The organism is Gottschalkia purinilytica, assembly GCF_001190785.1.
Taxonomy (GTDB): Bacteria; Bacillota; Clostridia; order Tissierellales; family Gottschalkiaceae; genus Gottschalkia_A; species Gottschalkia_A purinilytica.
Genome location: NZ_LGSS01000001.1, coordinates 308,552 through 333,236 on the forward strand (window position 1 = coordinate 308,552; position 24,685 = coordinate 333,236).

The following is a 24,685-nucleotide window of genomic DNA, read 5'->3' on the forward strand; positions in this document are numbered from 1 at the left end:
GCACCTCAATAAATGTAGGAGATCTCTTCATCTATAAAATAATTTTTTAAATAAGTCCTTTACTTCTCCCAGTATATTTCAATATTGTCCCCTTCATTTAAAGGTTGTAGGTATTCAGCTCTTAATCCATTTAATCTAAGTACCAAACTTCCTTTTGGTTTAGATAAGTCAAAATTTATATATTTGAATATATCTATAAAATTCAATCTATTTTTTTTATAAGATATAGTTATCTTTTCTCCATTAACATTTAATGATATAGTTTTTTCTTTTGATTTATTGTTTCTTTCTTTTTCTCGTTGATTTGAACCTTTATCTATTTTTTCATAAAATATCTTATCATCTTTATTCAATATGTAACTCGAGTTTATTTTAATGTTATCTTTATAGCAAATATATTTATTTATATCTAAGTTTAATTTATTAAATAAATCTTCTAAAGTTATTATTTGTTCTACTTTAACTTGATCATTGTCTCTTATTAAATAATTTCCGTCAACTAATCTATTATTAACTATTACTTTTTCAATAAAATTATATTCTTTTTCATTAACATATAGTTTTTTATCCATATCTACAACGTCTCTTATTCTTATTTTAGGCTTACTTCCTTTTATAGCATCTTCTATTTTCACTATATCTCTGTTTTTTAGTTCATACTCTAAATCTTTTATTTCTCCATTAACATATATTTTAGCAGGATCTCCTATTTCACCTATGGATACTTTTCTTTCATCGTTAAAATAGTATATCAGTTCTTCACCTCTTTTTGCTATAAGTTTTCTCGGATTGTAACCAATTAGTAACAATGCATCCATAACTCTATAACTATTTGTATTAAACATTTTTAATTTTTCATTATTTACTGTAACCTCTATGAAGTTATCATAATTGTCACCCATAGATATTGTAGCTATTCCAATAGGAGTTATTGCATTTGATCCTTTTATATTATCTGTTATACCTTCTACATTTTCTATTATACTTGTATCCCTTACTACGACTCTTTCTTTTTGAAGCTCTAGGAACTCAGCTATATAATCATCCAACCTAGGAATTTGACTACCTCCACCTATAAGAAATATAGCGCTAGGAGACTTTTCATTAAGTTCTAATATTTTCTCCGATATTTCTTTTGCAAGCAATCTTATTGTATCATCAATTTTATTTAATATCTCTTCTGTAGTCATTTCATATTTTATACCCACTATATCTTCAAATTCATGAATATCTTTTATATTTAATTCGATTTTTAGCTTTTCTGCCACATCATAGTCTAGCAAGAATACCTTTGAAATTTTTTCTGTTATTTCATCACCTGCTATTGAAGCCATTGCATACGCACATATGCTTCCATCTCTAGTTATAGCAATATCTGAAGTTCCAGCACCTATATCTACTAAAGCTAAATTTAATAATCTTAAATTCTTTTTTATAGCCACATTTATGGCTGCCATAGGCTCTAAAGTCATGTTCTTAACCTCTAATCCAACTCTATCCATAACTGTATGTAAGCTATTTACAACAGTGTATGGCAAAAAAGTTGCTAATACATCTATAGTTATATTACTTCCTCTATGGCCTTCTAAGTTTTCTATAAGAACATCATCTAAATAATAATTTACTACTGTATATCCTACGCAATAATACCTTACTCTTTGATCCTGCTTTTCCAAATCTTTATCTAGCTTTTCTTGTGTATCTTGTATAGCTTCCATCTCTGCACTTCTTATAGTTCTTATATCAATCTCTCTAGTTATATCTACATCTATAGTTGTAGAAGTTCTACAAGTTTCTAACGATCTACCTGCAGCTGCTATACATACCTTATTGAGAGTAGTACCTACTTTGCTTTCCAAGCTTTCTTTTACTCTTCTTACAACATTCGTAACACTATTTATATCATGTATTTGTCCATCATACATGGCTCTTTTTTCATGCTCAATTATATCACTAGCTATTATTCTAAAATTCTCATTCTCTTTTACTCCAACAATACCTATTATCGTTCTAGTTCCTATATCCAAAGAAAATATTAATTCATTATTAACATTTGAATTCTCAATCATACCTGTATCACCTTTCAAAATATAGTAATACAGATTATATTCTTCAAGAATGTGAAAATTTCCTCTTTATATGACAAAATTCAATATATAATAGTTCAATATATATAGTTCTTATATATAATTATATGTTCATATATCTTAGAATTTACTATAAACAAAAAATCCTACTAGCATATATTACTTCTCAGTAGGATTGTTAACTTTATATTTTATTAGTAATTTAATTAACTACCTGTTGCTTTTTTATAATAACGACAGTAATCTGTTAATGGACATAGATGACATTGAGGATTTCTTGCTTTACATATTCTTCTACCATGAAATATTAGCAAATGATGGGCTCTAGACCACTCTTCTTCATCTATATTTTTCATCAAATCTTTCTCTGTATCGTCTACATTATCACTATCTGCAAGTCCAATTCTATTTGATACCCTAAAAACATGTGTATCCACTGCTATAGCATTTTTACCAAAAGCATTGCTAATAACAACATTAGCAGTTTTTCTTCCTACCCCTGGTAACTTTACAAGCTCTTCTCTTGTATCTGGTACAGTAGAGTTATAATTATTAACTAGCATATCACAAGCTCTAAGTATATTTTTACTTTTATTTCTATAAAATCCTGTACTTTTTATTAGATCACTAAGTTCTTCTTCACTTAACGTTAAAAAAGCTTCTGGAGTATTATATTTCTTAAAAAGTTCTTTTGTAACAATATTTACTCTTTTATCTGTACATTGAGCAGACAATACAGTTGCTATTAAGAGTTCAAAAGGCGTACTGAAATTAAGCTCACAAGTAGCATCTGGATAAGTCTCTTCTAGTATTTCCAATACTTTATTTATTTCTTTCTTTTCAAGTACTTTCTTCACTTCATCACCTTTTCTATATAATGTTTTTTAATTAATCTATAATATTTCTATTTCATGATATATAACTTCTACCCTTCCATCTCCTTCTATAAACTTTAAAACAGTTGAAATTATTTGATTAGCATGTGTAGTGTCATTAGTAACACAAGAAAATCCTATAACAGAATTTTTCCAAGTATCATTAAGATCTATCTCAGCTATAGAAATATTAAACCTTGACCTGACTTTACCTATTATGCTCTTTATAACTTGTCTTTTATCCTTTAAAGAGTTAGCCTCATATATCCTAAGTTCTAATGTGCATGCCCCTATAATCATGTTATTCACCTCTTATGAGAAGATAAAGTACTGAAATATTTTATTAAGTTATTTATTTCATCAATAACAGTTTCATTTTTTTCTTTTAGAATGTGTTTTTTTAATATTTTGGTTCCCTCATCTAAATCAATTTTTAATAATGCCCAAGCTGCATACTCTCTTATCATACTACTATCATCTTTCAATCCCTGTTCTATAAGTCCAATTGAATCTTTATCTCCAATATTTCCAAGTGCTATTATTGCATTTCTTTTCAATACATTTTTACCTCTCCAACTTCCTGCCATATGTCCATATTTCTCTTTAAATTCCTTATTAGATAATTGAAATAGTTCTTTTATTTCTATATATCCATTAGTAGACATAGGTATAAAATCTTTATTCTTACCTTTTGTTATTCCTTTATTTTTAGGACACACAAGTTGACAAGTATCACACCCATATATCTTTGTACCCATTTTATCTCTTAATTCATAAGGTATTTTATCTTTTGTTTGTGTTAAATAAGATATGCACCTTCTTGCATTTATTTCATAGTTATCACCTATAGCGTTTGTTGGACAAGCTTTTAAGCAAAGTGTACAATCATCACACTTTGCTTTTATTCTCTCATCACACTCTATATCTAAATCTGTTAATATATACCCAATAAATATAAAAGAACCATATATATCATTTACTATACAACAGTTCTTTCCATACCAACCTATACCTGACTTACTAGCAAGCTCTCTATCTATAAGAGGTCCTGTATCTACTCCTATAAAATATTTAAAGTCAGTAACCTTTTTTATTTCATTAACTAACATGTTCATTTTATGCTTAAGTACATTATGATAGTCTTCACCCAAAGAAGACTTTGATAATCGTCCACTTAAGTATGGTCTTTTTTTCGTTTCATAATCTACATTATAGGAAATACCTATTACTATTATTGTCTTGACTTCATTTAAAGTATTCAATGGATTTAATCTTAAATCTATATCTTTTTCTTCAAACTCTGTTTCATATTTCTTTTCTCTTCTATTTAATAAAAATTTATCTAAATGCGAAAATTTTTCTCCATTGGTGAAACCAACTATATCTATATTTAAATCCTTAGATTTATTCTTAATATACTCTTTCAAGTTCATTTATGTCATTCCTTATTATTCATAGTTTACTGCAAATGTTTTTACTCCTTCGAAGGGCCATATTTTTGATATAGCTTTTCCTTTTATATTATCTAATGAAACAAATCCAAAAGTTCTACTATCATTACTGTTATTTCTATTGTCACCTAATACAAACACATGTCCCTTTGGTACTGTTCCATTAAGTATATTATAATCTCTTTCAAAATATTTTTCACGTTCAATATAGTTTTCTAAAAGTAATTTTCCATTTATATATATATCATTTTCTTTTATCTCAAATTTGTCACCTTCAACAGCAATAACTCTTTTTATAAATAATTCATTTCTATCTATAGGAGGTCTAAATATAATTATTTCACCTCTTTTAGGTTTAGTAAATTTATAATGAATTTTATTTACTAATACCTTATCCTTTTCTTTTATTGTACTTAACATAGAGCTACCATGTATAATAGTTAAACCCACTATATAATTTTCTATAATTATTCCTATTAGTAATGATATTACTGATAGCTTGACTATGTATAAGAATTTAGACATTAGTTTTTTATACAAATAACCACTTCCTATCTTTAACTTAGAATATGAAAAGTAGATATAACTACTTTTCTATAAATATTGTCATTATTAACAGCATTTATACTATTTTATTCACTAAGTCGTAGAAAATGATTATTTGTATATACTATTTTTTATATGTTCACTAAATATAATGAGGCTGTCTCCTCTACTTATGAGACAGCCCCATTATACTATACATACTCTTTTAATAACTTAATTTCTTCTTTATATCCTTCTAACTCATTAGGTGTTTCTAGTAAGAATGGTATGTCTTTTAATTGGGGATGTTTTATTATATTTACTATAGCCTCTAAACCTAAGGTGCCTTTTCCTATCTTTTCGTGTCTATCTTTATGAGAATCAAACTCGGTCATACTATCATTTAAATGAATAGCTTTAAGTTTATCTATTCCAATTGTTTTATGAAATTTTTCCAAAACATCATCTAATTCATTTACTATATCGTAACCTGCTGAATATATATGACAAGTATCAATACAAACTCCCATTAATTCTGAATATTTTACTTTATCTATAATTGCTTTTAACTCTTCAAAAGTACTCCCTACTTCTGTTCCTTTTCCAGACATAGCTTCTAATAAAATCATAGTACTTTCATTCCCTGTTATGACTTCATTTAGTCCTGTAGCTATTCTTTCTATACCATATTCAATTCCTTTTCCTGTATGGCTTCCTGGATGAAAATTATATAGTGAGCATGGTATAGTCTCTAATCTCTTTAAATCATCTTGAAATGCTCTTTTGGCAAAGTCCCAAGTGTCTTCTTTATGAGATGCCATATTTAGTGTATATGGAGCATGAGCTAGTAAAGGTCCAAACTCATTATCTTTCATTATTTTTTTTAAACCTTCGATATCTTTTATACTCAATTCTTTTGCTTTTCCGCCTCTAGGATTCCTAGTAAAAAATTGAAAAGTATTAGCACCTATTTCTAATGCTACATTACCTGCTGCTTTAAATCCTTTAGATATTGATAAATGGCTTCCTATGTACATAATTCACACCTCTTTTTATTATATAATTATAAACTGTATTCAAAATCATATAGTAACTTATGGTTAAGTTTTGTGTCAATATCTTCCTCCATACATACTATAAAATATATACCTATGATCGGACCATAATGGTTAGGAGGTTGATTGCGTGTTTTTTAAAAATAAATACTCTATAGACAACATAAGAAAATATATAGTTGGTTTTGATAAAAAAGTTATCTTAAGAAATGGTAAAAAAACAGTTTATATAAATTTTGATAATGCCGCTAGTACACCAGTATTATTACCCGTATTAGATAAAGTAAATCATTTTTTAGAGTGGTATTCTAGTATACATAGAGGAACTGGATATAAATCTAGAATCTCTACTGATATTTATGAAGAATGTAGAGATATAGTTTCTAGTTTTGTAAATTGTGATAAAAATAAAAATGCTATTATTTTTGTAAAAAATACGACAGAAGGAATAAATAAGCTATCATATAGGCTAAATCTTTCTTATAATGATATAGTCCTAACTTCTTTCATGGAACATCATTCTAATGATCTTCCTTGGAGAAACAAAGCAAAATTACTACGTATAAAGTTATTAGATAATGGTCAATTAGATTTAGATGATTTAGAATATAAATTGAGATTATATCAGGGTAAAGTAAAGCTAGTAGCAATAACAGGCTGTTCTAATGTAACAGGATATATAAATGATATACACTTTATTTCTAGTATAGCACATTCATACGGTGCTAAAATTCTAGTAGATGCAGCTCAACTAGTTCCACATAGAAAAGTTAATATGAAAGGTTATAAAGATGATGACTATATTGATTTTTTAGTTTTTTCAGGTCATAAAATGTATGCTCCATTTGGAACCGGAGTTTTAATAGGTCCTAAATCTGTATTCGAAAATGGAGATCCTGAATACTCCGGGGGTGGATGTGTATTAAGTGTATCTGAAGATCATGTATACTGGGATAGTCCTCCAGAAAAAGAAGAGGCTGGTACTCCCAACGTTGTAGGCGCAGTATCTCTTGCAAGTTCAATTAAAATTTTAGAAGAAATAGGATTCAAAAATATAGTTAATCATGAAAAAGAATTAACAAAGCATATATTTAGTAAATTACAGACATTTAAAAGCCTAAATTTATATAATGTAAAAAAAGAAATCTCTCTTAATAATATAGTTGGTGTTGTTCCTTTTAACGATAAAAATATATCTCATTTATTACTAGCAAGTCTGTTATCGTATGAAGGTGGAATAGGAGTAAGAAATGGATGTTTCTGTGCTCATCCTTATGTGCATAAGCTACTAAAATTAACTCCTCAAGAAATAATTAAACTTCAGCAAGATATATTATTTGGTAGGCTTGAACACATACCTGGCTTAGTAAGAGTTAGTTTTGGTATGTATAATACAAAATCAGAGGTAAATAAATTTATAAAAACATTAGGATATATTATAGAAAATAAAGATGACATATTGAAGGAGTATATTTACAATAAAAAGACTAATGAATATATACCTAAAATATTACCCGAAGGAATGTTTAATGAATTTTACCTGTAATATAGTCTCAATTTCTGCCTAATTTCTACAATATTTTTACAATATTTCTACAATTTTTTTTATTGAGTTTATAACGTATAAATAATATGTTATAATCTTGATAGTTACTTTAAGAAGAGAGGGTTTGAATATGTTCAGCAACAAAAGAAGCTTTTTAAAAAGATTTGACTTTACATTATTTATAACAATAATACTATTAAGTCTATATGGAATTTTGGTTATAGCTAGTGCTACTGCTTCTCAAAATAGCATGGCATTTATTAAAACTCAGGCAATATCTACAGTGATAGGTATAGCTATTATATTTGTTTTATTAAATATAAATTATGATACTTTCGGCAAGCTATACCTATTCATATATGTAGTTTGTAATCTGCTACTAATACTAGTTTTGGCAATAGGTGTTGAAAGAAACGGTGCAAAAAGCTGGATTGCATTTGGCGGTTTCGGTTTCCAACCAGCTGAGTTCGTAAAAATAGGAATTATAATATGTGTAGCTAAGTACATTGAAAAAAACAAAAGTAAAATAAATGAATTATTTACACTTGCAAAAGTTTTAGCTTTCTCTTTCGTTCCAGTTGTATTAATACTAGTGCAACCAGACTTTGGTACTGCCATGGTTTTTGTTTTCTTTATATGTATAATGCTATTTGTAGCTGGTTTAGATCTAAAGTACATATTATATGCAGCTATAGCAGGAATATGTAGTTTACCACTTGTTTGGTTCTCATTAAAAGGTTATCAAAGAGATAGAATATTTAACTTTTTAAATCCTTCTATGGATGTTCAAGGTTCAGGATACCAAGTTATGCAATCAAAGATTGCTGTTGGTTCAGGTAAAGTATTTGGAATGGGTCTATATAACGGTAATCAAACCCAGTTTGGATTCTTACCAGAAAAACATACTGACTTCATATTTGCTGTTTTGGGAGAAGAATTAGGACTTATTGGTGGTATAGTTTTAATTGTACTATTTTTTATAATGATGTATAGACTTATAATAATAGCAAAAGAATCAAGAGATTTATTTGGCTCTCTTATAGTAACAGGAATAGCTGCTATGATGTTTGTTCATATACTTGAAAACATAGGTATGACTATGGGAATTTTACCTGTAACAGGTATACCTCTTCCTTTTATTAGTTATGGAGGTACGTTCCAGCTTTCCAATATGATCTGTATGGGACTGGTTTTAAATATAAGTGTAAAACGAGATAGACTTAGCTTTTAGCTAATTTCCGAAAAAGATGCTTTTGAAAGCATCTTTTTTTATATAAAATTTGTTAAGAAAATTTGTCTTATTTCATTTGTAATATATACCTATTATGGTATAATTTTATAAAGCTTTTCTTAAAAGGAGATAAGACATGTTCTACAACAAAAGTTTCTTAAAGAAATTTGACTTTACCTTATTTATCACAACAATACTATTAAGTTCATATGGAATTCTAGTTATAGCTAGTGCCACTGCTTCTAATGATAGTTTCGCATTTATAAAGACTCAAGTAATATCTACAATATTAGGTATAATTGTCATATTCATTTTATTAAATATAGACTATGAAATATTCGGAAAGCTATATTTGTATATATATGTAATTTCCAATGTCCTGCTTATTCTGGTCTTATTTATAGGAGTTGAAAGAAAAGGTGCACAAAGTTGGATAGCATTCGGAGGATTTCAATTTCAACCAGCTGAATTCGTAAAAATAGGGATTATAATATGTGTAGCTAAATATATTGATATTAATAAAAATAAAATTAATGAATTATTCACACTTGGAAAAATACTTATATTTTCTTTTATTCCAGCAATTATTATATTTAAACAGCCAGACCTTGGTACTGCTTTGGTATTTATATTTTTTATATTTGTAATGTTATTTGTAGCTGGTTTAGATGTAAAATACATATTATATGCAGCCATAGCAGGAATATGTAGTTTACCACTTGTTTGGTTCTCATTAAAAGGTTATCAAAGAAATAGAATATTTACCTTTTTAGATCCCTCTATGGATGTTCAAGGATCTAGCTATCAAGTTTTACAATCAAAGATTGCTATTGGTTCAGGTAAAGTGTTTGGAATGGGCCTATATAATGGTAGCCAAACACAATTTGGATTCTTACCAGAAAAACATAATGATTTTATATTTGCTGTTATAGGAGAAGAGTTAGGACTTATTGGTGGTATGGTTTTGATGATACTATTTTTTATAATGATGTATAGACTTATAATGATAGCAAAAGAATCTAGAGATTTATTTGGTTCTCTCATAGTAACAGGAGTAGCTGCCATGATGTTTGTTCATATACTTGAAAATATAGGTATGACTATGGGAATCTTGCCTGTAACAGGCATACCACTTCCTTTTATTAGTTATGGAGGTACATTCCAGCTATCTAATATGATTTGTATAGGGTTAGTTTTAAATATAGGTGTAAGACGAGATGGACTTAACTTTTAAAAAGGATGCTTTTAAAAGCATCCTTTTGTTTTTTATTTAGGCATTTGTTCCAATATTTCATCTCTAGTTAATGGTTGATCTATTAATATATGTCCCATAAGTGTCTCTTGTTTTTTACCATCAACTAAGAACTGTACTTTTTTAATATGATCCAATTGTGTTAGTGATAGAACTACTGAGTTTATTATTGAAGACTCTTCAAGAGAACCACCATGCAAGTTTTCACTTGATAAATCTACCATAGCAGTATCCCCTTTAACTTTTACACTTGATACTTTGATATCATCTCTAATAGCTTGCATATAGTCCTTTTCTTTTGGCTTTTCCTGTAGTTTTTGCACTATAGCTTCTTCTATAGTTTGATTACCTTTTGGCTTTACAACTACTTTATCTTCAACTAACTTACTAGCATCTTGATTAGGTATATAAACTTTAACTTCTTCTTTACTTTCTTTGCTTTCTTTGCTTTCATCCTTATTACTATCTTCAGTAATTTCTTTTTCCTTTTCCTCTTCATCTTCTTTAACATTTTGATCTTTTTTATCAATATTTTTTTCTATTTTATTTTTTCCTTTGTTATCTACCTTACTTTTTTCATCCTTTTTACAAGCTGATACTGTTACAACTAAAGATAAACTTAATAATATAGCTACGATTTTTTTGATCATAACATAATCCTCCTTTATGTAAAAATTAAAGTCCTTAATATATAGATTAAATGTTATTGCTATTATTTTCAACTTTTTTTATAAAATTATAATAATTATTAAGTTCAATTAACATAATATTTCTAATATAATTTTAAGGAATAATTGATTGGAACAAGATAGTTATATTGGTTACAATACCCAAGTTTTGTTCCCAAAATCAGCTATTTTTAAAAAGTATCTATAACATTATATAAAGGTAGCAGTAATATTTCTGCTACCTTAACCTCTTATTTTATTCCTTTTTATATACTTTATAACTGTTTTATAAACGTTATTTTTACAAGATATATTTTCAGGAAGAGTATCAAATATTTTTACTAAATCTGTTTCACTCCATACAGGCTTAGGTTCAAATCTTTCTACGTCTGCACTAAATATAGCTATTTTATCTTTTCCACCTTTTCGTTTTAAAGTGTAATAACCTAATGCCTTTATGTTAGTTATCACAGCTCCTGCTTCTTCAAATGCTTCCCTTATTGCGCATTCTTCTAAAGTCTCACCTGATTGTATTTTTCCAAAGGGAAATTCCCAAACTTTTCTTTTAGGGTTAAAAGCCATAACTAAACCATTATTATAAAATAAAAAGACTATACTTCCATTACAATCTCCAATATTTTCGATAGAACCTTTAGACAAATTAATATCTATATTATCTCTAGCACTATTAGTACTAAATATACGGTTCATCTTATCACCTACTAAATATGCTTTTCTTTAATGTTTCTAAAATATATTATGCAGTAAAGTAACAAGTGTACCAAAATTATACTAAATTATTTTAATAACAGCTTCCTCCTATAAACTCTTTAATAATAGATGTACAAGGTATACTATCTTCATTCTCTATAGTTTTAAAGTAACTTAAAAACTTTAATAATCTTTTACTTTCTCTATAATATACACTTTTCTTGGTAATTTTCTTTAATAATGGCTCTGCGTATTTTTTTAATATAGAGAGTTCATAAACTAAAGATGAGTTAAACATTGCATCTGCTTCCTCTTGAAAAGGAAATATACCTCTTTCTTCGCCTCTTCTTACAGAATCCCATAACTCTAAAGTTCTTTCAGCATCATTTCCTCTATATTTATAGTCTCTCACTATTCTTCTTATAAGTCTTGTATCTGTAGTATGTATTCTATTATGACTATCTATATTTAGCTGTGTAAGTGAACTTATATATATTTTAAACTTATTTTTCTTTGGTATAGAAGCTGTTAATATTTCATTAAGTCCATGTATCCCTTCTATTATTAATAATGTGTTTTTATCTAGTTTTATTTTATTTCCACAGTACTCTCTTTTTCCAGTTATAAAATTAAACTTAGGTATTTCTATCTCTTCTCCCTCTAATATTTTAACTAAATCTTTGTTAAATAAGTCTAAATCTATTGCATCAATAGATTCAAAATCATATTCCCCATTCTCGTCTATTGGAGTATTTTCTCTATCTACGAAATAATCATCTAGTGATATAGATATACTATCTTTACAGTTTACCTTTAACTGAGTATCTAATCGACGTGCAAAAGTAGTTTTTCCAGAAGAAGTAGGTCCTGCAATTAATATCAATTTAATATCCTCATTTTTACATATTTCATCTGAAATATGTGCTATTTTCTTTTCATGTAGTGCTTCAGATATTCTTATAATACTTCCTATTTCTCCTTTATAAACTTTATCATTAAGGGCACCTACATATCCTATATCTAATATATTAGCCCACTTTTCAGTTTCTCTAAATATGTTTGCTAGTTTATTCTGTGGTTTAAATTCAGGTATATCATAATCATGTTCTTTGATAGGATGCTGCAGTATTATTCCATTTCCATATGGTATTAAGTCAAATTTTTCTATTATTCCAGTATAAGGAGCAAGATATCCATAGAAGTTATTAATGAAGTTATCTAAATTATAAATATGCATTTTATCTTTTCCAGATTGTTTTAAAAGTCTAATTTTATCGTACATTCCTTGATCTTCGAATATATTTATAGCTGTATCTATGTTTATTAATTCTCTTATTATTTGCATATCTTTTTCTATTATCTCTTTCATATATGATTTTATATTTCTTATATCATCTTCAGTAATACTAGTACCTTTATGTAATTCAGTATATATACCCTTACTTAAGGAATGTTCTATTGTTACTTCACAATTTTCAAATAAATCTTTACACGCCTTTATATATATGTAAGTTAAAGTCCTAGTATAAATTCTTAATCCATCATTATCTTGTATATCTATAAACTCAATATTACAGCTTTCTTCTAATGGATAATCCAAATGCTTTATTTCATTATTTATTACTGCACCTAAATATTTTTTATAATCTTCTTTATACATAAGTTTAAGTATATCTTTTAATAAAGTTTTTTTAGGTATAATTATGCTTTCGTTATCAACTATAACCTTTATCTCTTCCATCACACCATCACCCCAATTAATATAAGTCATTCACAATCTAATATATATTTTTTCCTTTTTATATATTACCTTTTTCTTCATCTTTTAGCAAATCCCAATAAAAAATAAGTTCCTTTTCAAAGGAACTTATTCTCAAAATTATATTTAATTTTTAGTAAGGTGTAAAAGGACTATTTTCTGAAATAGATGATAACGCACTTCCTGCTTCATCAACATGCTTATCTCTAATAGCTAAGTCTCCTAAAGCTACTATACCTACTATCTTACCATTTTCAACAACTGGAAGTCTTCTTATTTGATTTTGAGACATGATTTTTGCTGCTTCGTTTACATCTGTTTCTGGACTTACAGATATAATATTTAAAGACATTATATCTCCTACTGGTGTATTTAAGCTAACACCTTGAGATATCCCTCTAATCACTATATCTCTATCTGTAATGATTCCAACTGGAACGTCTTTTTGATCACATACAGGTATAGATCCAACATCTAAGCTTCTCATTTCATTTGATACTTCTTGTATATTAGCGTTTGTACTAACTGTTTTTACATGAGAACTCATTATATCTCTAACTTTCACTATTATTACCTCCTAAATATATTTTTGTACATATTTAGGTTATGTAATTTTAAAAATTTTATAAAACTTTTTATTGCACTTAAACCTATATTTTTCAAGCATTGAATAATTCTTTTTCTATAAAGATTAAGTCTCTATCCATGTTGGCTGTAAACTCTTGTTCATTCAAATATTCTAATTCTTTTTCAAGTCCATTAAATACTATTTTATAAGCATGTAAAAATTGATCTTTTAATTTATACTTCTCTTTAAGCTCTCTATTAAGCTTAACATTTCCATATTTAGTATCTCCTATAATAGGATGTCCTATAGATGATAAATGTGCCCTTATTTGATGAGTTCTTCCTGTTATTAAATCTATTTCCAATAGAGTATATTCACCATTAGTTTTCAATACTTTTATATCAGTATTTATTTCCTTTGAATCTTTTTCACTTTTTTTAGTAACTACTACTTTATTATCTTTTTCATTTTTCTTTAAATACCCTTTTAATTTTAAGTTTTTAGTCATATTTCCTTTTACAATACATTTATAATACTTTTTTATATTGCCTTCTTTTATAGATTTATTTATGAGCTGTAAAGATGTGAAGTTTTTAGCTCCTATTATTAGTCCACTTGTATTTCTATCTAGTCTATTGCATATTGATGGTGTAAAAGTTTTTTCTAATCTAGGAACATATTCTCCTTTAGCATATAAATATCCTACTAATTGATCTACTATATTAGATTCTTTATAGTCTTTCTCTGTTGAATGAGATAACATTCCTTTAGGTTTATTTATTAGAATTATATTGTCATCTTCATAAATTATATCTAATCTAATATTTTTTATTATTTCCTTCTCATTTTTTTTAAACTTATCTATGGTTTCTTCAGAAAGATATAAGTTTATCTTATCCCCTTCTACAACTATGTCTTCTGGATTAGCTTTTTTTCCATTAAGCTTTATTCGTTTCTTTCTTAACATTTTATATATAAAGCTTTTATTAGCATTTGAGAGATATTTTTTTAGGAATCTATCAATCCTTTGATTATGTTCATTTTTATCGATTACTATTTCCTTCAACTTATATCACAACCTTTTAATAAATTATGTCTTATCTTTCCTACTATATTATATTTTATATCTATATTTTTTTCTTTAAAGACAATATATAACATAAATTATTAGTATCATATAATTTAATATGTATTTAATTAAAGATATTTAAACATCAAAACTGTTATTTGTCAATAAATCTTCTATGTCTCTTTATATGTCCTATGTATATGTTGAAATATTTTAGTCATATGTGTTATTATTTATTTATTAGCGATAACATGGAGGTAATTTTGATGGACAAGTTTATTGAAAAAGTAAAAGACTTTCTATATGATGCTACTGATTATGTACTAATACTCTTAATAGTGGTTGTCGTAGCAGGCGTTATAGGATGGAAACTAGATATTTTGTTTGCTAAGGGTTCAGATGATGAAAATATAGCTAGCAATACATCTAAGGTTGAAAAGGAAATAAGTAAAGAATCTAAATCTAAAAACAAGAATAAAGATAAGAATAAGAACTCTGATAAAAAAGCTTCTAATAAAAATGACAAACAAGATAATAAAAAAACAGATAAAGAAGTGAAAAAAGAGGTTATTCCTGTTACTATACCTCAAGGATCTCTTCCTCCAGCTATAGCAAACATCTTGGTAGAGCAAGGTGTTATAAGTGATAAATATGAGTTCTTGAAAAAGTCTCAAGAAATGCAACTTGATACAAAACTTAGATCAGGATATTATGAAATTGAAAAGGGAAGTTCTCTTGAAACTATCATAAAGGTAATAGCAAAACAACAATAAAAGCGACTTAAATAGTCGCTTTTATTGTTTGCATTATATTATTTCTAGTATTTCTCATTTATATATTCGTCTATAAGAGACTTTTTCTTTCTTTCTATAAATACCCTCTCTTCACGTAAAACCCTAAGAAGCCATCTACTTTTAGAATGAAAAATTGCATATTCATAATCTTTTAAAACTATTTCATACAATTTATCATTTAAATATCTTGATTCTGCTTTTATAAAGTATGCTTCCATGTTTTTAAATTCTAAAAATTTTAACAATTGTAACGTTGCCTGGTCTTTTTTGCTATAATAAGAATTAGCCTTATGTATATAGTCCTTTCTTTGGTCTATATAGTCTGGATTGTCTCTTAATTCACCTGCCATCATATTATAGTATTTAGCTAAAACATTAAAATACTGATAGTTATACATACCTTTTTCATAACTATCTATTCTTGAAAAAGGCTTTAGATTTATCCTTTGAACAAAATCAAAATTCCCTCTAAGAAATTCCCTCTTTGTTATATCCCCATTTTTATATTGTATAATTAGAGAATCTCTATGTTTAAAAAACGTATCAAAAATACTTGCTGTCTTAAAACCCATCAATATAAACACCCTATCTAAATCTTATATTTATCTATTAATTTAATTATAACACAATAAAAACAGAAGCTACCTAAAAAATTAGCTAGCCTCTATTTTTATCTTCGGTTTATCTCTTTTTAAGTCTTATTTTTGTACTAATCATTGCATAAGACAAGAATAACAATAATATAGCTAAAGCATATATATTAAATTTATATTTAATAGAGTATAGAGAAATAATAGATACTAACCCTCCTGCTAAGGTAATAGGTATCCCGACATATACTCCCTCAAATGTGGTAGTATTATACCTAGCTAATCTATATGCTCCTGATACTGCATATAGTATTGTTATAAGAGTCCCTATTGATCCTAAACTTACTAATTTTATATTCCATATAAGAATAGATGGTGCTATTCCGAAAGATATTAAATCACATAACGAATCTAATTCTTTTCCAAGACTACTTGTAGCATTAAACTTTCTAGCTAACATACCATCAAATCTATCTAGTAAAGTAGCCAATATTATTAATAGGGAAGATAAGTAATATTCATTATGAAACATATTAATAATTGCTAAAACTCCTAATGAAAGATTCAATAAAGTGAATAAATTAGGTAACTTACTTTTAATTTCCATGTTGTTACTCCTCATATATAATATTATAGTATTATTTCATTACATGTTATTATTATATAGTATGATTATGTCTATATCAAATTTTTTGTTAAGATATTAAGTATAATATCTCTACAATAGATTATTTTTCCAGCAAATTTATTTCATTTTCTGTCAACTCTCTATAGTCTCCTAATTTCAATGATTCATCTAATTTAAGAGCTCCCATAGAAATTCTTTTTAAATATATAACTTTTTTATCTACTGCTTGAAACATTCTTTTAACTTGATGAAATTTCCCTTCAACTATTGTCAAATTTATTTTAGATATTGTATCAGATTCTAATATTTCAAGTTCAGCAGGTAACGTCTTATATTCTTCTTCTATATAAACCCCTTCTTTAAACTTTATAATATCTTTTTCATCAACTATTCCCTCAATTTCTGCATAATAAGTTTTCTTTACATGCTTCTTAGGGGATAATATCCTATGTGCTAGTTGTCCGTCATTTGAAAGTATTAATAATCCTTCAGTATCTTTATCTAATCTGCCTACTGGAAATGGATTAAATACTTTATACTTATCTTCTATAAGATCTACCACTGTCTCACTAATAGGATCATCAGTAGAAGATACAACTCCATTAGGTTTATTCATCATAATATATATATACTTTCTATAAAAAACTTCTTCATCATCAACTTCAATTTTACTAATTAAGGGGTCTAATTTAAAAGAACTATCTTTTATTATTTTTCCATCTACTTTTATAATTCCCTGTTTTGCTAAACTTTTTATATCCTTTCTACTTCCGTACCCTAAGTTAGCTAATATCTTATCAAGTCTATCAACTTTTCCCATTTTTCCCTCCTAAAAGTCTATCTCATTCTCCAGTCAAAATTATATTGATTCTTTAAATTTCCTTCAACTTGTTTTCCCCATCCTACAGGATAGTTATCTATACATACCAATTTCCATCCTTTTTCACCTTCGGTAATTAAAGTTTCACCTTTTAAGTATTTTATAGCTTCTATACTTTCACTAGAAAAATTAATTGTACTTTTACATTCTTTTTTACTTAAAGACATCGCTAATCCTTGACTAGGTTCAAATCTTCCTTTTAAAATATCTCCTATATACAAACCTTGCTTGACTACTCTTAACCCTGACATATCTGGCAATCCTGAAGGGATTAGGAATAATTTATTTTCGATTTTATGCAAATTATCCCTATATTCAATATTAAGATAGTTTTTTTGAAATTCCAAGTATCTTTCAATGTCTATATTATTACAATTAAATGAAATGTTTTCAACTTCATTTCCATCTTTTTTTCTAAGAGAAGCAATAAAATGTCCCTCTCCTTTTATTTTATGTGGCCATATTCTCTTAGTATTTCTAATATCTTTATTTCCATTAACCCAATCTGGATTTCCGTAATCTAATCCATCCATATTTTTTATTTCTTCAATTTCAAACTCTGGATACTTTCTTATAAACCAATCAATAGTTCCTTCATCTTCTTCCGGAGAAAATGTACATGTTGAATAAACTATTCTGCCTCCTGGTTTAAGCATCTTAGGAATAGAATCTAATATCTCTCTTTGCATACTACAACACTTTTCCACAGAAGAGTCACTCCAACTTTTTATAGTCTTTGGATCTCTTCTAAACATACCTTCTCCAGAACAAGGTGCATCTACTAATATTTTATCAAAATATGATAAAAATTTATTAGAAATATTTTCAGGACTTTCATTAGTAATCACACAGTTTTTCATACCACAAAGTTCCACATTTTTAACTAGCGCTTTAGCTCTTTTAGGACTTATATCATTAGCAATAATTAATCCTTGTCCTTTAAGCTTACTTGCTATCTGTGTAGTTTTTCCTCCAGGTGCAGCACTTATATCAAGAACTCTATCACCTGGCTTTGGATCTAAAACTTCTACTGGAGTCATAGCACTAGGCTCCTGTATATAATATAGACCACAGTGATAATGAGGATGCTTTCCTGGTCTTGATTCATCTCCTTGTATATAAAAACCCTCCTTTATCCAGGATATAGGTTCTAATTTGAATGGAGTAATTTTCAAATATTCTTCAACTGATATCTTTAAAGTATTTATTCTTATGCCTTTATAATGATTTTCTTTATAACTTTCTAAAAAATTGTTAAATTCATCTTTAAGTAATTTTTCCATCTTATTTTTAAAGTTTTCTGGTAGTTTCATTGGTTCACCTGCCTAATAATATTAGTATTCTCTTTTATAAGTTATAAAATTCAAATAAGAAAAGCACTCAAACGAGTGCTTTTCCTTATTTTTCAATTTTCAAAAAATACCCTAGTATATAATAATAGTTTTATCCGAAGTTTTCAATAAAAAACATTTAATATAAGGTTTAAAAATACAGATTATGAAAAACATATTTACCTTAAATTACTGTTTTTTATAATATATAAACTTTTATCTTTTGTTATTAATATTGACTATAACATTAATTTGTATTATAGACATATAAAAATTCTAAAATCCAAAGATAATTATTATAGCTATCCATATTTTCACAAAATGTTAGTACATATTTTTTTATAATATAGAAATAATAATTATTGATACCTTAGATAAAATAATAAGGAGGGTTTTAAATGTCAAAGGCAGAAAGAACAGGTCAACCTTTAGGCGGTGTGAAATGTATAGTTAATACTTGTTATTTTCATGGAGGTAATGAAGATTACTGTACTGCTTCATCAATAGAAGTTCAACCAAGAAATGCTTCTAATTCAGATGAAACAGACTGTGCTACTTTCAGACCATCAACAAAATAGTATGTTAAAAGGCAGATATTTATCTGCCTTTTTTATATTATTTTATAAATTTTTTAGTGCTTTACCATTTAAATAATTAAACTTCTTTCCTTGATAGCTATTTTTATGTTTCATTTGTTCTAACATTTCATCTTTTATTTTCCACCAACTTGTATTCCAGTTTACAAAAAGAGTATTTTCTTCTGGTGCTCGACCTATTATTCTTTGTATAACTATATCTGGATTTAAATATTCTAAAAAAGTTATAACTCTTTCTATATATTCTTCTTTCGATACAAGTTTGATTTCTTTATTCTTATACATTCTTCCAAGCTCTGTATTTTCTACTATATATAAAGAATGTAGTTTTATTTGATCCACCGACAATGCTGATACTATCTTAGCATTTTCTATAATATCATCAATATCATCCCATGGAAAATTTAAAATTAAATGAGCACAAACATCAAAATCATATTTTTTTATTCTTATCATACTATCTATAAACTCTGCTAAAGTATGACCTCTATTTATTTTGTTCAAAGTGTGATAATTAACTGACTGAAGTCCTAATTCTATACTTATATTTACCCCGTATTCTTTAGATATATTGTCTAGAAACTCTAAATAATCATCTCTTATACAATCTGGTCTAGTTGATATCGAGATTTCTACTATATCTTCTATTATAGCTTCTTTTATATATTTTTTAAAAGTTTCAAGCTCCATATAAGTGTTGGTAAAGTTCTGAAAGAAAGCTATAAATTTTTTAGCCTTATATTTCTTCTTTATAAGCTCCATATTTTTAACTAGCTGATCCTCTATAGAAATAGTATTTGATAGGTTCTCAAAACTACCGCCTTCCTCCCCACAGAATATACATCCTCCTGTTCCTACACATCCATCTCTGTTTGGACAAGTGGTAGGAAGGCTAACTGGCAATTTATATACTTTTTCCCCATACTTCTCTCTTAAATAATCAGAATAAACTCTATAAAAATCACTTTCTTTCATGAAATCTCCTCACTTCAATAAAATGTTCATTACTTACATCATTATCACTTTCAATACATAGATACATCTGTATTTTATACATTTAATCACTTAAAATATATAAGTTATTAAGATGCAATATAAATTTATGCAATATTTTATTAATCTTTAAATTATGCTCTTTAAAAACTTCAATATTTTGAAAAACTTAATTTCTATTAGAAGTCTCGTAGTAGAGCATCTTCCATCAATATTTATTCTGTTAATTGAATAAGGTGAACCCTGTTTATCCAGTACTCCTAATTTAGTACTAAATGTTAACTTATAACCTGCTGCTTTAGCCATTTTCTCTATATTTTCGTTATACTTACCATAAGGATAAGCTAAACCAACAACCTCTTTTTTAGTGTTATTTTCTATTAATTTTTTTGATGATTTAAAGTCTTCTATAATTCTTTTTCTATAGTCTTCATCATTCTCATTAGGGTTCTTATGAAATATAGCATACTCTCTATCTATTAAATGATGAAGATCAAATGTATGACTTTGTATATCTATCAATCCAGATTTATTCATTTCTCTGATTTTATCCCAAGTTAAATATTCACCATTACCTTTTTCTTTTAAAGTATGGCCTATAACAAACATGCTTCCTTTCATATTTAACTTTTTAAATATTGGATAAGCATAATCATAGTTATTCATCTTACCATCATCAAGAGTAATCAAGATAGGATTTGATGGCAAACTTCTTTTATTATAAAAGTAGTCATATAATTCTGTAACAGTTACAGTATTATATCCTCTTTCTTTTAATATTCTCATATGTTTTTCAAATAATTCTGGTTTCATACTATAGTTAATTTTAGCCTTATCAGGATTAGGTAATACATTATGATACATTAAAACAGGGATATATTGCCCTTCTTTGTTTTTTTCTCTATATTTAAATGAAAAAATACCAAATATAATGACAAATACTATTGTTGTTATAGCAATCTTAGCTTTTTCAGTCATATATACACCCCCTATTTCTAACTAAGCCTTAATGTGAATTTTACCATTTAAATTAAAGAGTTAAAAGTTCCTAAATAAAATTGTAACATATTTGATCTTATTTGTTACAATTAAAAAATTAAAGATAACTCTTTTATGAATCATTTATTGTTTTATCAACGTTTCTATGTGCAAAATATTGATATATTTTTTATTTTATATTTAGTTTTTAATATAATCTATTATTTTTTATTAAACATAATATAATTATTAAATATTTTTTATATGTTATATCTTAAAACTTTAGATATCATTCTCAATTATCATTACAGTTTAAATAAATATCTTATAAAATATAAAATAAAAAGTGATTTAATTAAATCACTTTTTATTTTATATTTTATTATTCATTTTTACTTGTTATGTCTTTCATACAGCTCTTTCTTTATATCATCTATAGATATTCCCATTTCTACTAAAAGTACTAGTACATGATAAACTAAGTCTGATACTTCATATATAACTTCTTCTTTACTATTATTTTTAGCTCCAATTATAACTTCTGCGTTCTCTTCTCCTACCTTTTTCAGTATTTTATCCATACCTTTTTCAAATAAATAATTTGTATATGATCCATCTACAGGATTTGATTTTCTACTTTCTATAGTATTATAAAGTTCATATACATACTTATCAATATTTGTATTTTTATTATCATTGTTTACTAATTTATTATAAAAACAAGAATATTCTCCAGTATGACATGCAACTCCGTTTTGTTTTACTTTAATAAGTAGTGTATCTCCATCACAATCATAATCTATAGATACTAATTCTTGTGTATGTCCTGATGTCTCTCCTTTATTCCATAACTTTTGTCTACTTCTACTATAAAACCATGTTTGATTTGTCTCTATAGTTTTTTCCAAAGATTCTTTGTTCATATATGCAAGCATCAATACCTCGTTTGTTTTAACATCTTGCACTATAGCTGGTACTAATCCTTTTTCATCAAATTTTATATTATTTAAGGCTTCCATAGTTTCACTCCTTTCTAACTGAGATTCCTTTTTCATCTAAATATTTTTTTAATTCTGGTATAAGTATCTCTTTAAAGTGAAATACAGAAGCAGCTAAAGCAGCATCAGAATTCCCTTCATCTAAAACTTCATAAAAATGTTCTTTCTTACCTGCTCCGCCTGAAGCTATGATAGGTACATTTACTTCTTTAGCTATTGCCTTCATAAGTTCTACATCATACCCATCTTTAACACCATCAGTATTTATGCTATTTATAACTAATTCTCCTGCTCCAAGTTCTACTCCTTTTTTAGCCCATTCAATTGCATCTAATCCTGTATCTATTCTTCCACCATTTATAAATACATTCCATTTATCTTTGCCATCTATCTTTTTAGCATCAATAGATAGTACAACACACTGAGAACCGAATTTAAGAGCAGCTTCTTTTATAAGTTCTGGTCTTTTAACAGCAGATGTATTTACAGAAATTTTATCTGCTCCAGCTCTTAATATAGCTGTAAAATCATCTATAGTATTAACTCCACCACCAACTGTAAAAGGTATAAATACTTCTTTGGCAGTTCTCTCTACTATATCTAACATAATACTTCTTCCTTCATGTGAAGCTGTTATGTCATAAAAAACTAATTCATCAGCACCTTGTTCATTATAGAACTTAGCTAATGCTACAGGGTCATCTACTTCTTTTATATCTTTAAACTTTGTTCCTTTAACAACTTTCCCATCACGAACATCTAAACAAGGAATTATCCTTTTAGTTAACAATTTCTATACCCCCAATGCCTCTTTTAATTCTATATCTCCAGTATAAAGAGCCTTACCTATTATACACCCATAAAGTCCCATGTCTTTTAATCTTCTAACATCACTAATACTACTTACTCCACCTGAAGCTATAATATCTATACTAGTGCTCTCTCCTAATACTCTATATATATCAAAATTTGGTCCTGCCATCATTCCATCTTTAGATATATCAGTATAAACTATAGTTTTTACTCCTATTTCTTCTAATTCTTTTACTAAGTCTAACGATCTAACTTCACTTACATTAACCCAACCATCAACTGCTACTAATCCATCTTTGGCATCAATAGAAACTACTATTTTCTCTTTATACTCATCAACTAAAGACTTTAATAATTCTTTATTATTTATAGCTACCGTTCCTAAAATAACTCTACTAACACCTGCATCTAATAATATTTCTACTGTCTCTTTACTTCTTATTCCTCCCCCAATTTGTATTGGTATATTTATAGATTTTGTTATTTCTCTTATCTTTTCTAAGTTCTTAGGAGTTCCATCTTTTGCTCCGTCTAAATCTACTAAATGTAAATACTTTCCGCCTTTATCTTCCCACTTTTTAGCTACTTCTGGTGGATTTTCACCAAATACAGTAACTTCATCAAATTTTCCTTGCTTAAGCCTTACACATTTTCCATCTTTCATATCTATTGCAGGAAAAATTATCATTTTATCATCTCCCCAAATGCCTTTAATAACTTAAGTCCTACATCTCCACTTTTCTCTGGATGAAATTGCATACCATAAATATTGTCTTTAGCTACTATTCCTGGAACTTTTACCCCATAGTCTGTATAAGCTACTAGCTCATCACCGTTAGGTTTTACATAATATGAATGTACAAAATATACATAATCATTTTCATTCACATACTTTAAGATTTCATTATTTTGATTTATTTTTAATCTATTCCATCCCATATGAGGTATCTTTACATTTTCATCAAATCTTACTACTTCCCCTTTTAAAAATCCAAGACCTTCCCATACTCCGTCTTCAAAGCTTTTTTCATATAAAAGTTGCATTCCTAAGCATATTCCAAGAAGTGGTTTTCCTTTATTAACATTTTCACTTATACATTCTATTACTTCTGTTTCTTTTAAATTCTTCATGGCATCATTAAATGCTCCTACTCCCGGGAGTATTATTGCTTTGGAGTTATTTATATCGTTAATGTTATTAGTTATATTTGATTCAAATCCTAATCTAAGTAATGCTTTGTGAACGCTGTTTAAATTCCCTACTCCATAATCAATAATGGATATCAT

Annotated in this window: 26 protein-coding genes; 5 read left to right on the forward strand and 21 right to left on the reverse strand. The window is 27.3% G+C overall.

All coding sequences use genetic code 11. The annotated features are described in order from the left end of the window. Positions 1-59 precede the first annotated feature (59 nt). The 6 genes from CLPU_RS01510 to CLPU_RS01535 all read right to left on the reverse strand — a co-directional run bounded on the left by CLPU_RS01510 (position 60) and on the right by CLPU_RS01535 (position 5,975). On the reverse strand, positions 60-2,069 hold the full coding sequence (locus CLPU_RS01510) for a cell division protein FtsA (RefSeq protein WP_050353866.1): 2,010 nt from the start codon (positions 2,067-2,069) through the stop codon (positions 60-62). A 224-nt stretch (positions 2,070-2,293) separates the two neighbouring features. Further along, on the reverse strand, positions 2,294-2,944 hold the full coding sequence (gene nth, locus CLPU_RS01515) for an endonuclease III (RefSeq protein WP_050353867.1): 651 nt from the start codon (positions 2,942-2,944) through the stop codon (positions 2,294-2,296). A 36-nt stretch (positions 2,945-2,980) separates the two neighbouring features. Further along, a complete protein-coding gene (locus tag CLPU_RS01520) occupies positions 2,981-3,262 on the reverse strand; it encodes a DUF503 domain-containing protein (RefSeq protein ID WP_050353868.1) in 282 nt (93 codons plus the stop codon). A 5-nt stretch (positions 3,263-3,267) separates the two neighbouring features. Continuing rightward, entirely contained in the window at positions 3,268-4,395 is a 1,128-nt protein-coding gene (gene queG, locus CLPU_RS01525; RefSeq protein ID WP_050353869.1) for a tRNA epoxyqueuosine(34) reductase QueG, read from the reverse strand. Between the two features lie 15 nt (positions 4,396-4,410). After that, a complete protein-coding gene (gene lepB, locus CLPU_RS01530) occupies positions 4,411-4,953 on the reverse strand; it encodes a signal peptidase I (protein WP_050353870.1) in 543 nt (180 codons plus the stop codon). A gap of 197 nt (positions 4,954-5,150) precedes the next feature. After that, entirely contained in the window at positions 5,151-5,975 is an 825-nt protein-coding gene (locus tag CLPU_RS01535) for a deoxyribonuclease IV (RefSeq protein ID WP_200898433.1), read from the reverse strand. 148 nt (positions 5,976-6,123) lie between these two features. Here CLPU_RS01535 and CLPU_RS01540 point away from each other — a divergent pair, with 148 nt between their 5' ends. The 3 genes from CLPU_RS01540 (at position 6,124) to rodA (CLPU_RS01550) (ending at position 10,004) form a co-directional block, all read left to right on the forward strand. Beyond that, the gene (locus CLPU_RS01540; protein ID WP_050353872.1) at positions 6,124-7,539 is read left to right on the forward strand and encodes an aminotransferase class V-fold PLP-dependent enzyme; all 1,416 of its coding nucleotides are present in this window, start codon (positions 6,124-6,126) and stop codon (positions 7,537-7,539) included. 130 nt (positions 7,540-7,669) lie between these two features. After that, complete coding sequence (gene rodA / locus CLPU_RS01545; RefSeq protein ID WP_050353873.1) at positions 7,670-8,770, forward strand: rod shape-determining protein RodA; 1,101 nt, start codon at positions 7,670-7,672, stop codon at positions 8,768-8,770. A 136-nt stretch (positions 8,771-8,906) separates the two neighbouring features. Then, on the forward strand, positions 8,907-10,004 hold the full coding sequence (gene rodA, locus CLPU_RS01550; protein WP_050353874.1) for a rod shape-determining protein RodA: 1,098 nt from the start codon (positions 8,907-8,909) through the stop codon (positions 10,002-10,004). A 32-nt stretch (positions 10,005-10,036) separates the two neighbouring features. Here rodA (CLPU_RS01550) and CLPU_RS01555 read toward each other — a convergent pair whose 3' ends face one another. The 5 genes from CLPU_RS01555 to CLPU_RS01575 form a co-directional block, all read right to left on the reverse strand. Beyond that, complete coding sequence (locus CLPU_RS01555) at positions 10,037-10,672, reverse strand: GerMN domain-containing protein (protein WP_050353875.1); 636 nt, start codon at positions 10,670-10,672, stop codon at positions 10,037-10,039. Between the two features lie 261 nt (positions 10,673-10,933). Next, positions 10,934-11,401, reverse strand: coding sequence for an NUDIX domain-containing protein (locus tag CLPU_RS01560; protein WP_050353876.1), 468 nt, complete (start codon positions 11,399-11,401; stop codon positions 10,934-10,936). A gap of 91 nt (positions 11,402-11,492) precedes the next feature. Next, complete coding sequence (locus CLPU_RS01565) at positions 11,493-13,142, reverse strand: nucleoside kinase (protein ID WP_050353877.1); 1,650 nt, start codon at positions 13,140-13,142, stop codon at positions 11,493-11,495. Positions 13,143-13,293: 151 nt separating this feature from the next. Then, complete coding sequence (locus CLPU_RS01570; RefSeq protein WP_200898434.1) at positions 13,294-13,725, reverse strand: CBS domain-containing protein; 432 nt, start codon at positions 13,723-13,725, stop codon at positions 13,294-13,296. A 94-nt stretch (positions 13,726-13,819) separates the two neighbouring features. After that, positions 13,820-14,794, reverse strand: coding sequence for an RluA family pseudouridine synthase (locus tag CLPU_RS01575; RefSeq protein ID WP_050353878.1), 975 nt, complete (start codon positions 14,792-14,794; stop codon positions 13,820-13,822). Between the two features lie 269 nt (positions 14,795-15,063). Here CLPU_RS01575 and CLPU_RS01580 point away from each other — a divergent pair, with 269 nt between their 5' ends. Further along, positions 15,064-15,570: an MltG/YceG/YrrL family protein gene (locus CLPU_RS01580; RefSeq protein ID WP_050353879.1), complete on the forward strand. Its 507-nt coding sequence runs from the start codon at positions 15,064-15,066 to the stop codon at positions 15,568-15,570. Positions 15,571-15,614: 44 nt separating this feature from the next. On the opposite strand, the gene CLPU_RS01585 is transcribed toward CLPU_RS01580, so the two are convergent. The 4 genes from CLPU_RS01585 to CLPU_RS01600 all read right to left on the reverse strand — a co-directional run bounded on the left by CLPU_RS01585 (position 15,615) and on the right by CLPU_RS01600 (position 19,002). Then, positions 15,615-16,163 carry a DUF6648 family protein gene (locus CLPU_RS01585; RefSeq protein WP_050353880.1) on the reverse strand — a complete coding sequence of 183 codons (549 nt, stop codon included), beginning with the start codon at positions 16,161-16,163 and terminating at the stop codon, positions 15,615-15,617. A gap of 109 nt (positions 16,164-16,272) precedes the next feature. After that, positions 16,273-16,788, reverse strand: a complete 516-nt coding sequence (gene pssA / locus CLPU_RS01590; protein WP_050353881.1) for a CDP-diacylglycerol--serine O-phosphatidyltransferase — start codon at positions 16,786-16,788, stop codon at positions 16,273-16,275. Positions 16,789-16,909: 121 nt separating this feature from the next. Beyond that, a complete protein-coding gene (locus CLPU_RS01595) occupies positions 16,910-17,629 on the reverse strand; it encodes a pseudouridine synthase (protein ID WP_050353882.1) in 720 nt (239 codons plus the stop codon). Between the two features lie 17 nt (positions 17,630-17,646). Further along, positions 17,647-19,002 (reverse strand): RsmF rRNA methyltransferase first C-terminal domain-containing protein, encoded by a 1,356-nt coding sequence (locus tag CLPU_RS01600; protein WP_050353883.1) that lies wholly within the window; start codon positions 19,000-19,002, stop codon positions 17,647-17,649. Positions 19,003-19,418: 416 nt separating this feature from the next. Here CLPU_RS01600 and CLPU_RS01605 point away from each other — a divergent pair, with 416 nt between their 5' ends. Then, on the forward strand, positions 19,419-19,598 hold the full coding sequence (locus CLPU_RS01605) for a DUF1540 domain-containing protein (protein WP_050353884.1): 180 nt from the start codon (positions 19,419-19,421) through the stop codon (positions 19,596-19,598). A 42-nt stretch (positions 19,599-19,640) separates the two neighbouring features. On the opposite strand, the gene mnmL is transcribed toward CLPU_RS01605, so the two are convergent. The 6 genes from mnmL to hisH form a co-directional block, all read right to left on the reverse strand. After that, a complete protein-coding gene (gene mnmL, locus CLPU_RS01610) occupies positions 19,641-20,591 on the reverse strand; it encodes a tRNA modification radical SAM protein MnmL/YtqA (protein ID WP_050353885.1) in 951 nt (316 codons plus the stop codon). Positions 20,592-20,738: 147 nt separating this feature from the next. Then, positions 20,739-21,587, reverse strand: a complete 849-nt coding sequence (locus CLPU_RS01615; RefSeq protein ID WP_050353886.1) for a polysaccharide deacetylase family protein — start codon at positions 21,585-21,587, stop codon at positions 20,739-20,741. A 392-nt stretch (positions 21,588-21,979) separates the two neighbouring features. Beyond that, positions 21,980-22,606, reverse strand: coding sequence for a bifunctional phosphoribosyl-AMP cyclohydrolase/phosphoribosyl-ATP diphosphatase HisIE (gene hisIE / locus CLPU_RS01620; RefSeq protein ID WP_050353887.1), 627 nt, complete (start codon positions 22,604-22,606; stop codon positions 21,980-21,982). 4 nt (positions 22,607-22,610) lie between these two features. Next, on the reverse strand, positions 22,611-23,375 hold the full coding sequence (hisF, locus tag CLPU_RS01625) for an imidazole glycerol phosphate synthase subunit HisF (protein WP_050353888.1): 765 nt from the start codon (positions 23,373-23,375) through the stop codon (positions 22,611-22,613). 3 nt (positions 23,376-23,378) lie between these two features. Further along, positions 23,379-24,086, reverse strand: a complete 708-nt coding sequence (gene hisA, locus CLPU_RS01630) for a 1-(5-phosphoribosyl)-5-[(5-phosphoribosylamino)methylideneamino]imidazole-4-carboxamide isomerase (protein ID WP_050353889.1) — start codon at positions 24,084-24,086, stop codon at positions 23,379-23,381. Next, positions 24,083-24,685 (reverse strand): imidazole glycerol phosphate synthase subunit HisH, encoded by a 603-nt coding sequence (hisH, locus tag CLPU_RS01635; protein WP_050353890.1) that lies wholly within the window; start codon positions 24,683-24,685, stop codon positions 24,083-24,085. The genes hisA and hisH overlap by 4 nt, the downstream gene beginning before the upstream one ends.

Coding starts and splice junctions, on each gene's coding strand:
- CLPU_RS01510 (WP_050353866.1), bottom strand. CDS start 2,069: ATGATTGAGAATTCAAATGTTAATAATGAATTAATATTTTCTTTGGAT.
- CLPU_RS01520 (WP_050353868.1), bottom strand. CDS start 3,262: ATGATTATAGGGGCATGCACATTAGAACTTAGGATATATGAGGCTAAC.
- queG (WP_050353869.1), bottom strand. CDS start 4,395: ATGAACTTGAAAGAGTATATTAAGAATAAATCTAAGGATTTAAATATA.
- CLPU_RS01535 (WP_200898433.1), bottom strand. CDS start 5,975: ATGTACATAGGAAGCCATTTATCAATATCTAAAGGATTTAAAGCAGCA.
- rodA (WP_050353873.1), top strand. CDS start 7,670: ATGTTCAGCAACAAAAGAAGCTTTTTAAAAAGATTTGACTTTACATTA.
- rodA (WP_050353874.1), top strand. CDS start 8,907: ATGTTCTACAACAAAAGTTTCTTAAAGAAATTTGACTTTACCTTATTT.
- CLPU_RS01555 (WP_050353875.1), bottom strand. CDS start 10,672: ATGATCAAAAAAATCGTAGCTATATTATTAAGTTTATCTTTAGTTGTA.
- CLPU_RS01560 (WP_050353876.1), bottom strand. CDS start 11,401: ATGAACCGTATATTTAGTACTAATAGTGCTAGAGATAATATAGATATT.
- CLPU_RS01565 (WP_050353877.1), bottom strand. CDS start 13,142: ATGGAAGAGATAAAGGTTATAGTTGATAACGAAAGCATAATTATACCT.
- CLPU_RS01580 (WP_050353879.1), top strand. CDS start 15,064: ATGGACAAGTTTATTGAAAAAGTAAAAGACTTTCTATATGATGCTACT.
- CLPU_RS01585 (WP_050353880.1), bottom strand. CDS start 16,163: ATGGGTTTTAAGACAGCAAGTATTTTTGATACGTTTTTTAAACATAGA.
- pssA (WP_050353881.1), bottom strand. CDS start 16,788: ATGGAAATTAAAAGTAAGTTACCTAATTTATTCACTTTATTGAATCTT.
- CLPU_RS01595 (WP_050353882.1), bottom strand. CDS start 17,629: ATGGGAAAAGTTGATAGACTTGATAAGATATTAGCTAACTTAGGGTAC.
- CLPU_RS01600 (WP_050353883.1), bottom strand. CDS start 19,002: ATGAAACTACCAGAAAACTTTAAAAATAAGATGGAAAAATTACTTAAA.
- CLPU_RS01605 (WP_050353884.1), top strand. CDS start 19,419: ATGTCAAAGGCAGAAAGAACAGGTCAACCTTTAGGCGGTGTGAAATGT.
- mnmL (WP_050353885.1), bottom strand. CDS start 20,591: ATGAAAGAAAGTGATTTTTATAGAGTTTATTCTGATTATTTAAGAGAG.
- CLPU_RS01615 (WP_050353886.1), bottom strand. CDS start 21,587: ATGACTGAAAAAGCTAAGATTGCTATAACAACAATAGTATTTGTCATT.
- hisIE (WP_050353887.1), bottom strand. CDS start 22,606: ATGGAAGCCTTAAATAATATAAAATTTGATGAAAAAGGATTAGTACCA.
- hisA (WP_050353889.1), bottom strand. CDS start 24,086: ATGATAATTTTTCCTGCAATAGATATGAAAGATGGAAAATGTGTAAGG.
- hisH (WP_050353890.1), bottom strand. CDS start 24,685: ATGATATCCATTATTGATTATGGAGTAGGGAATTTAAACAGCGTTCAC.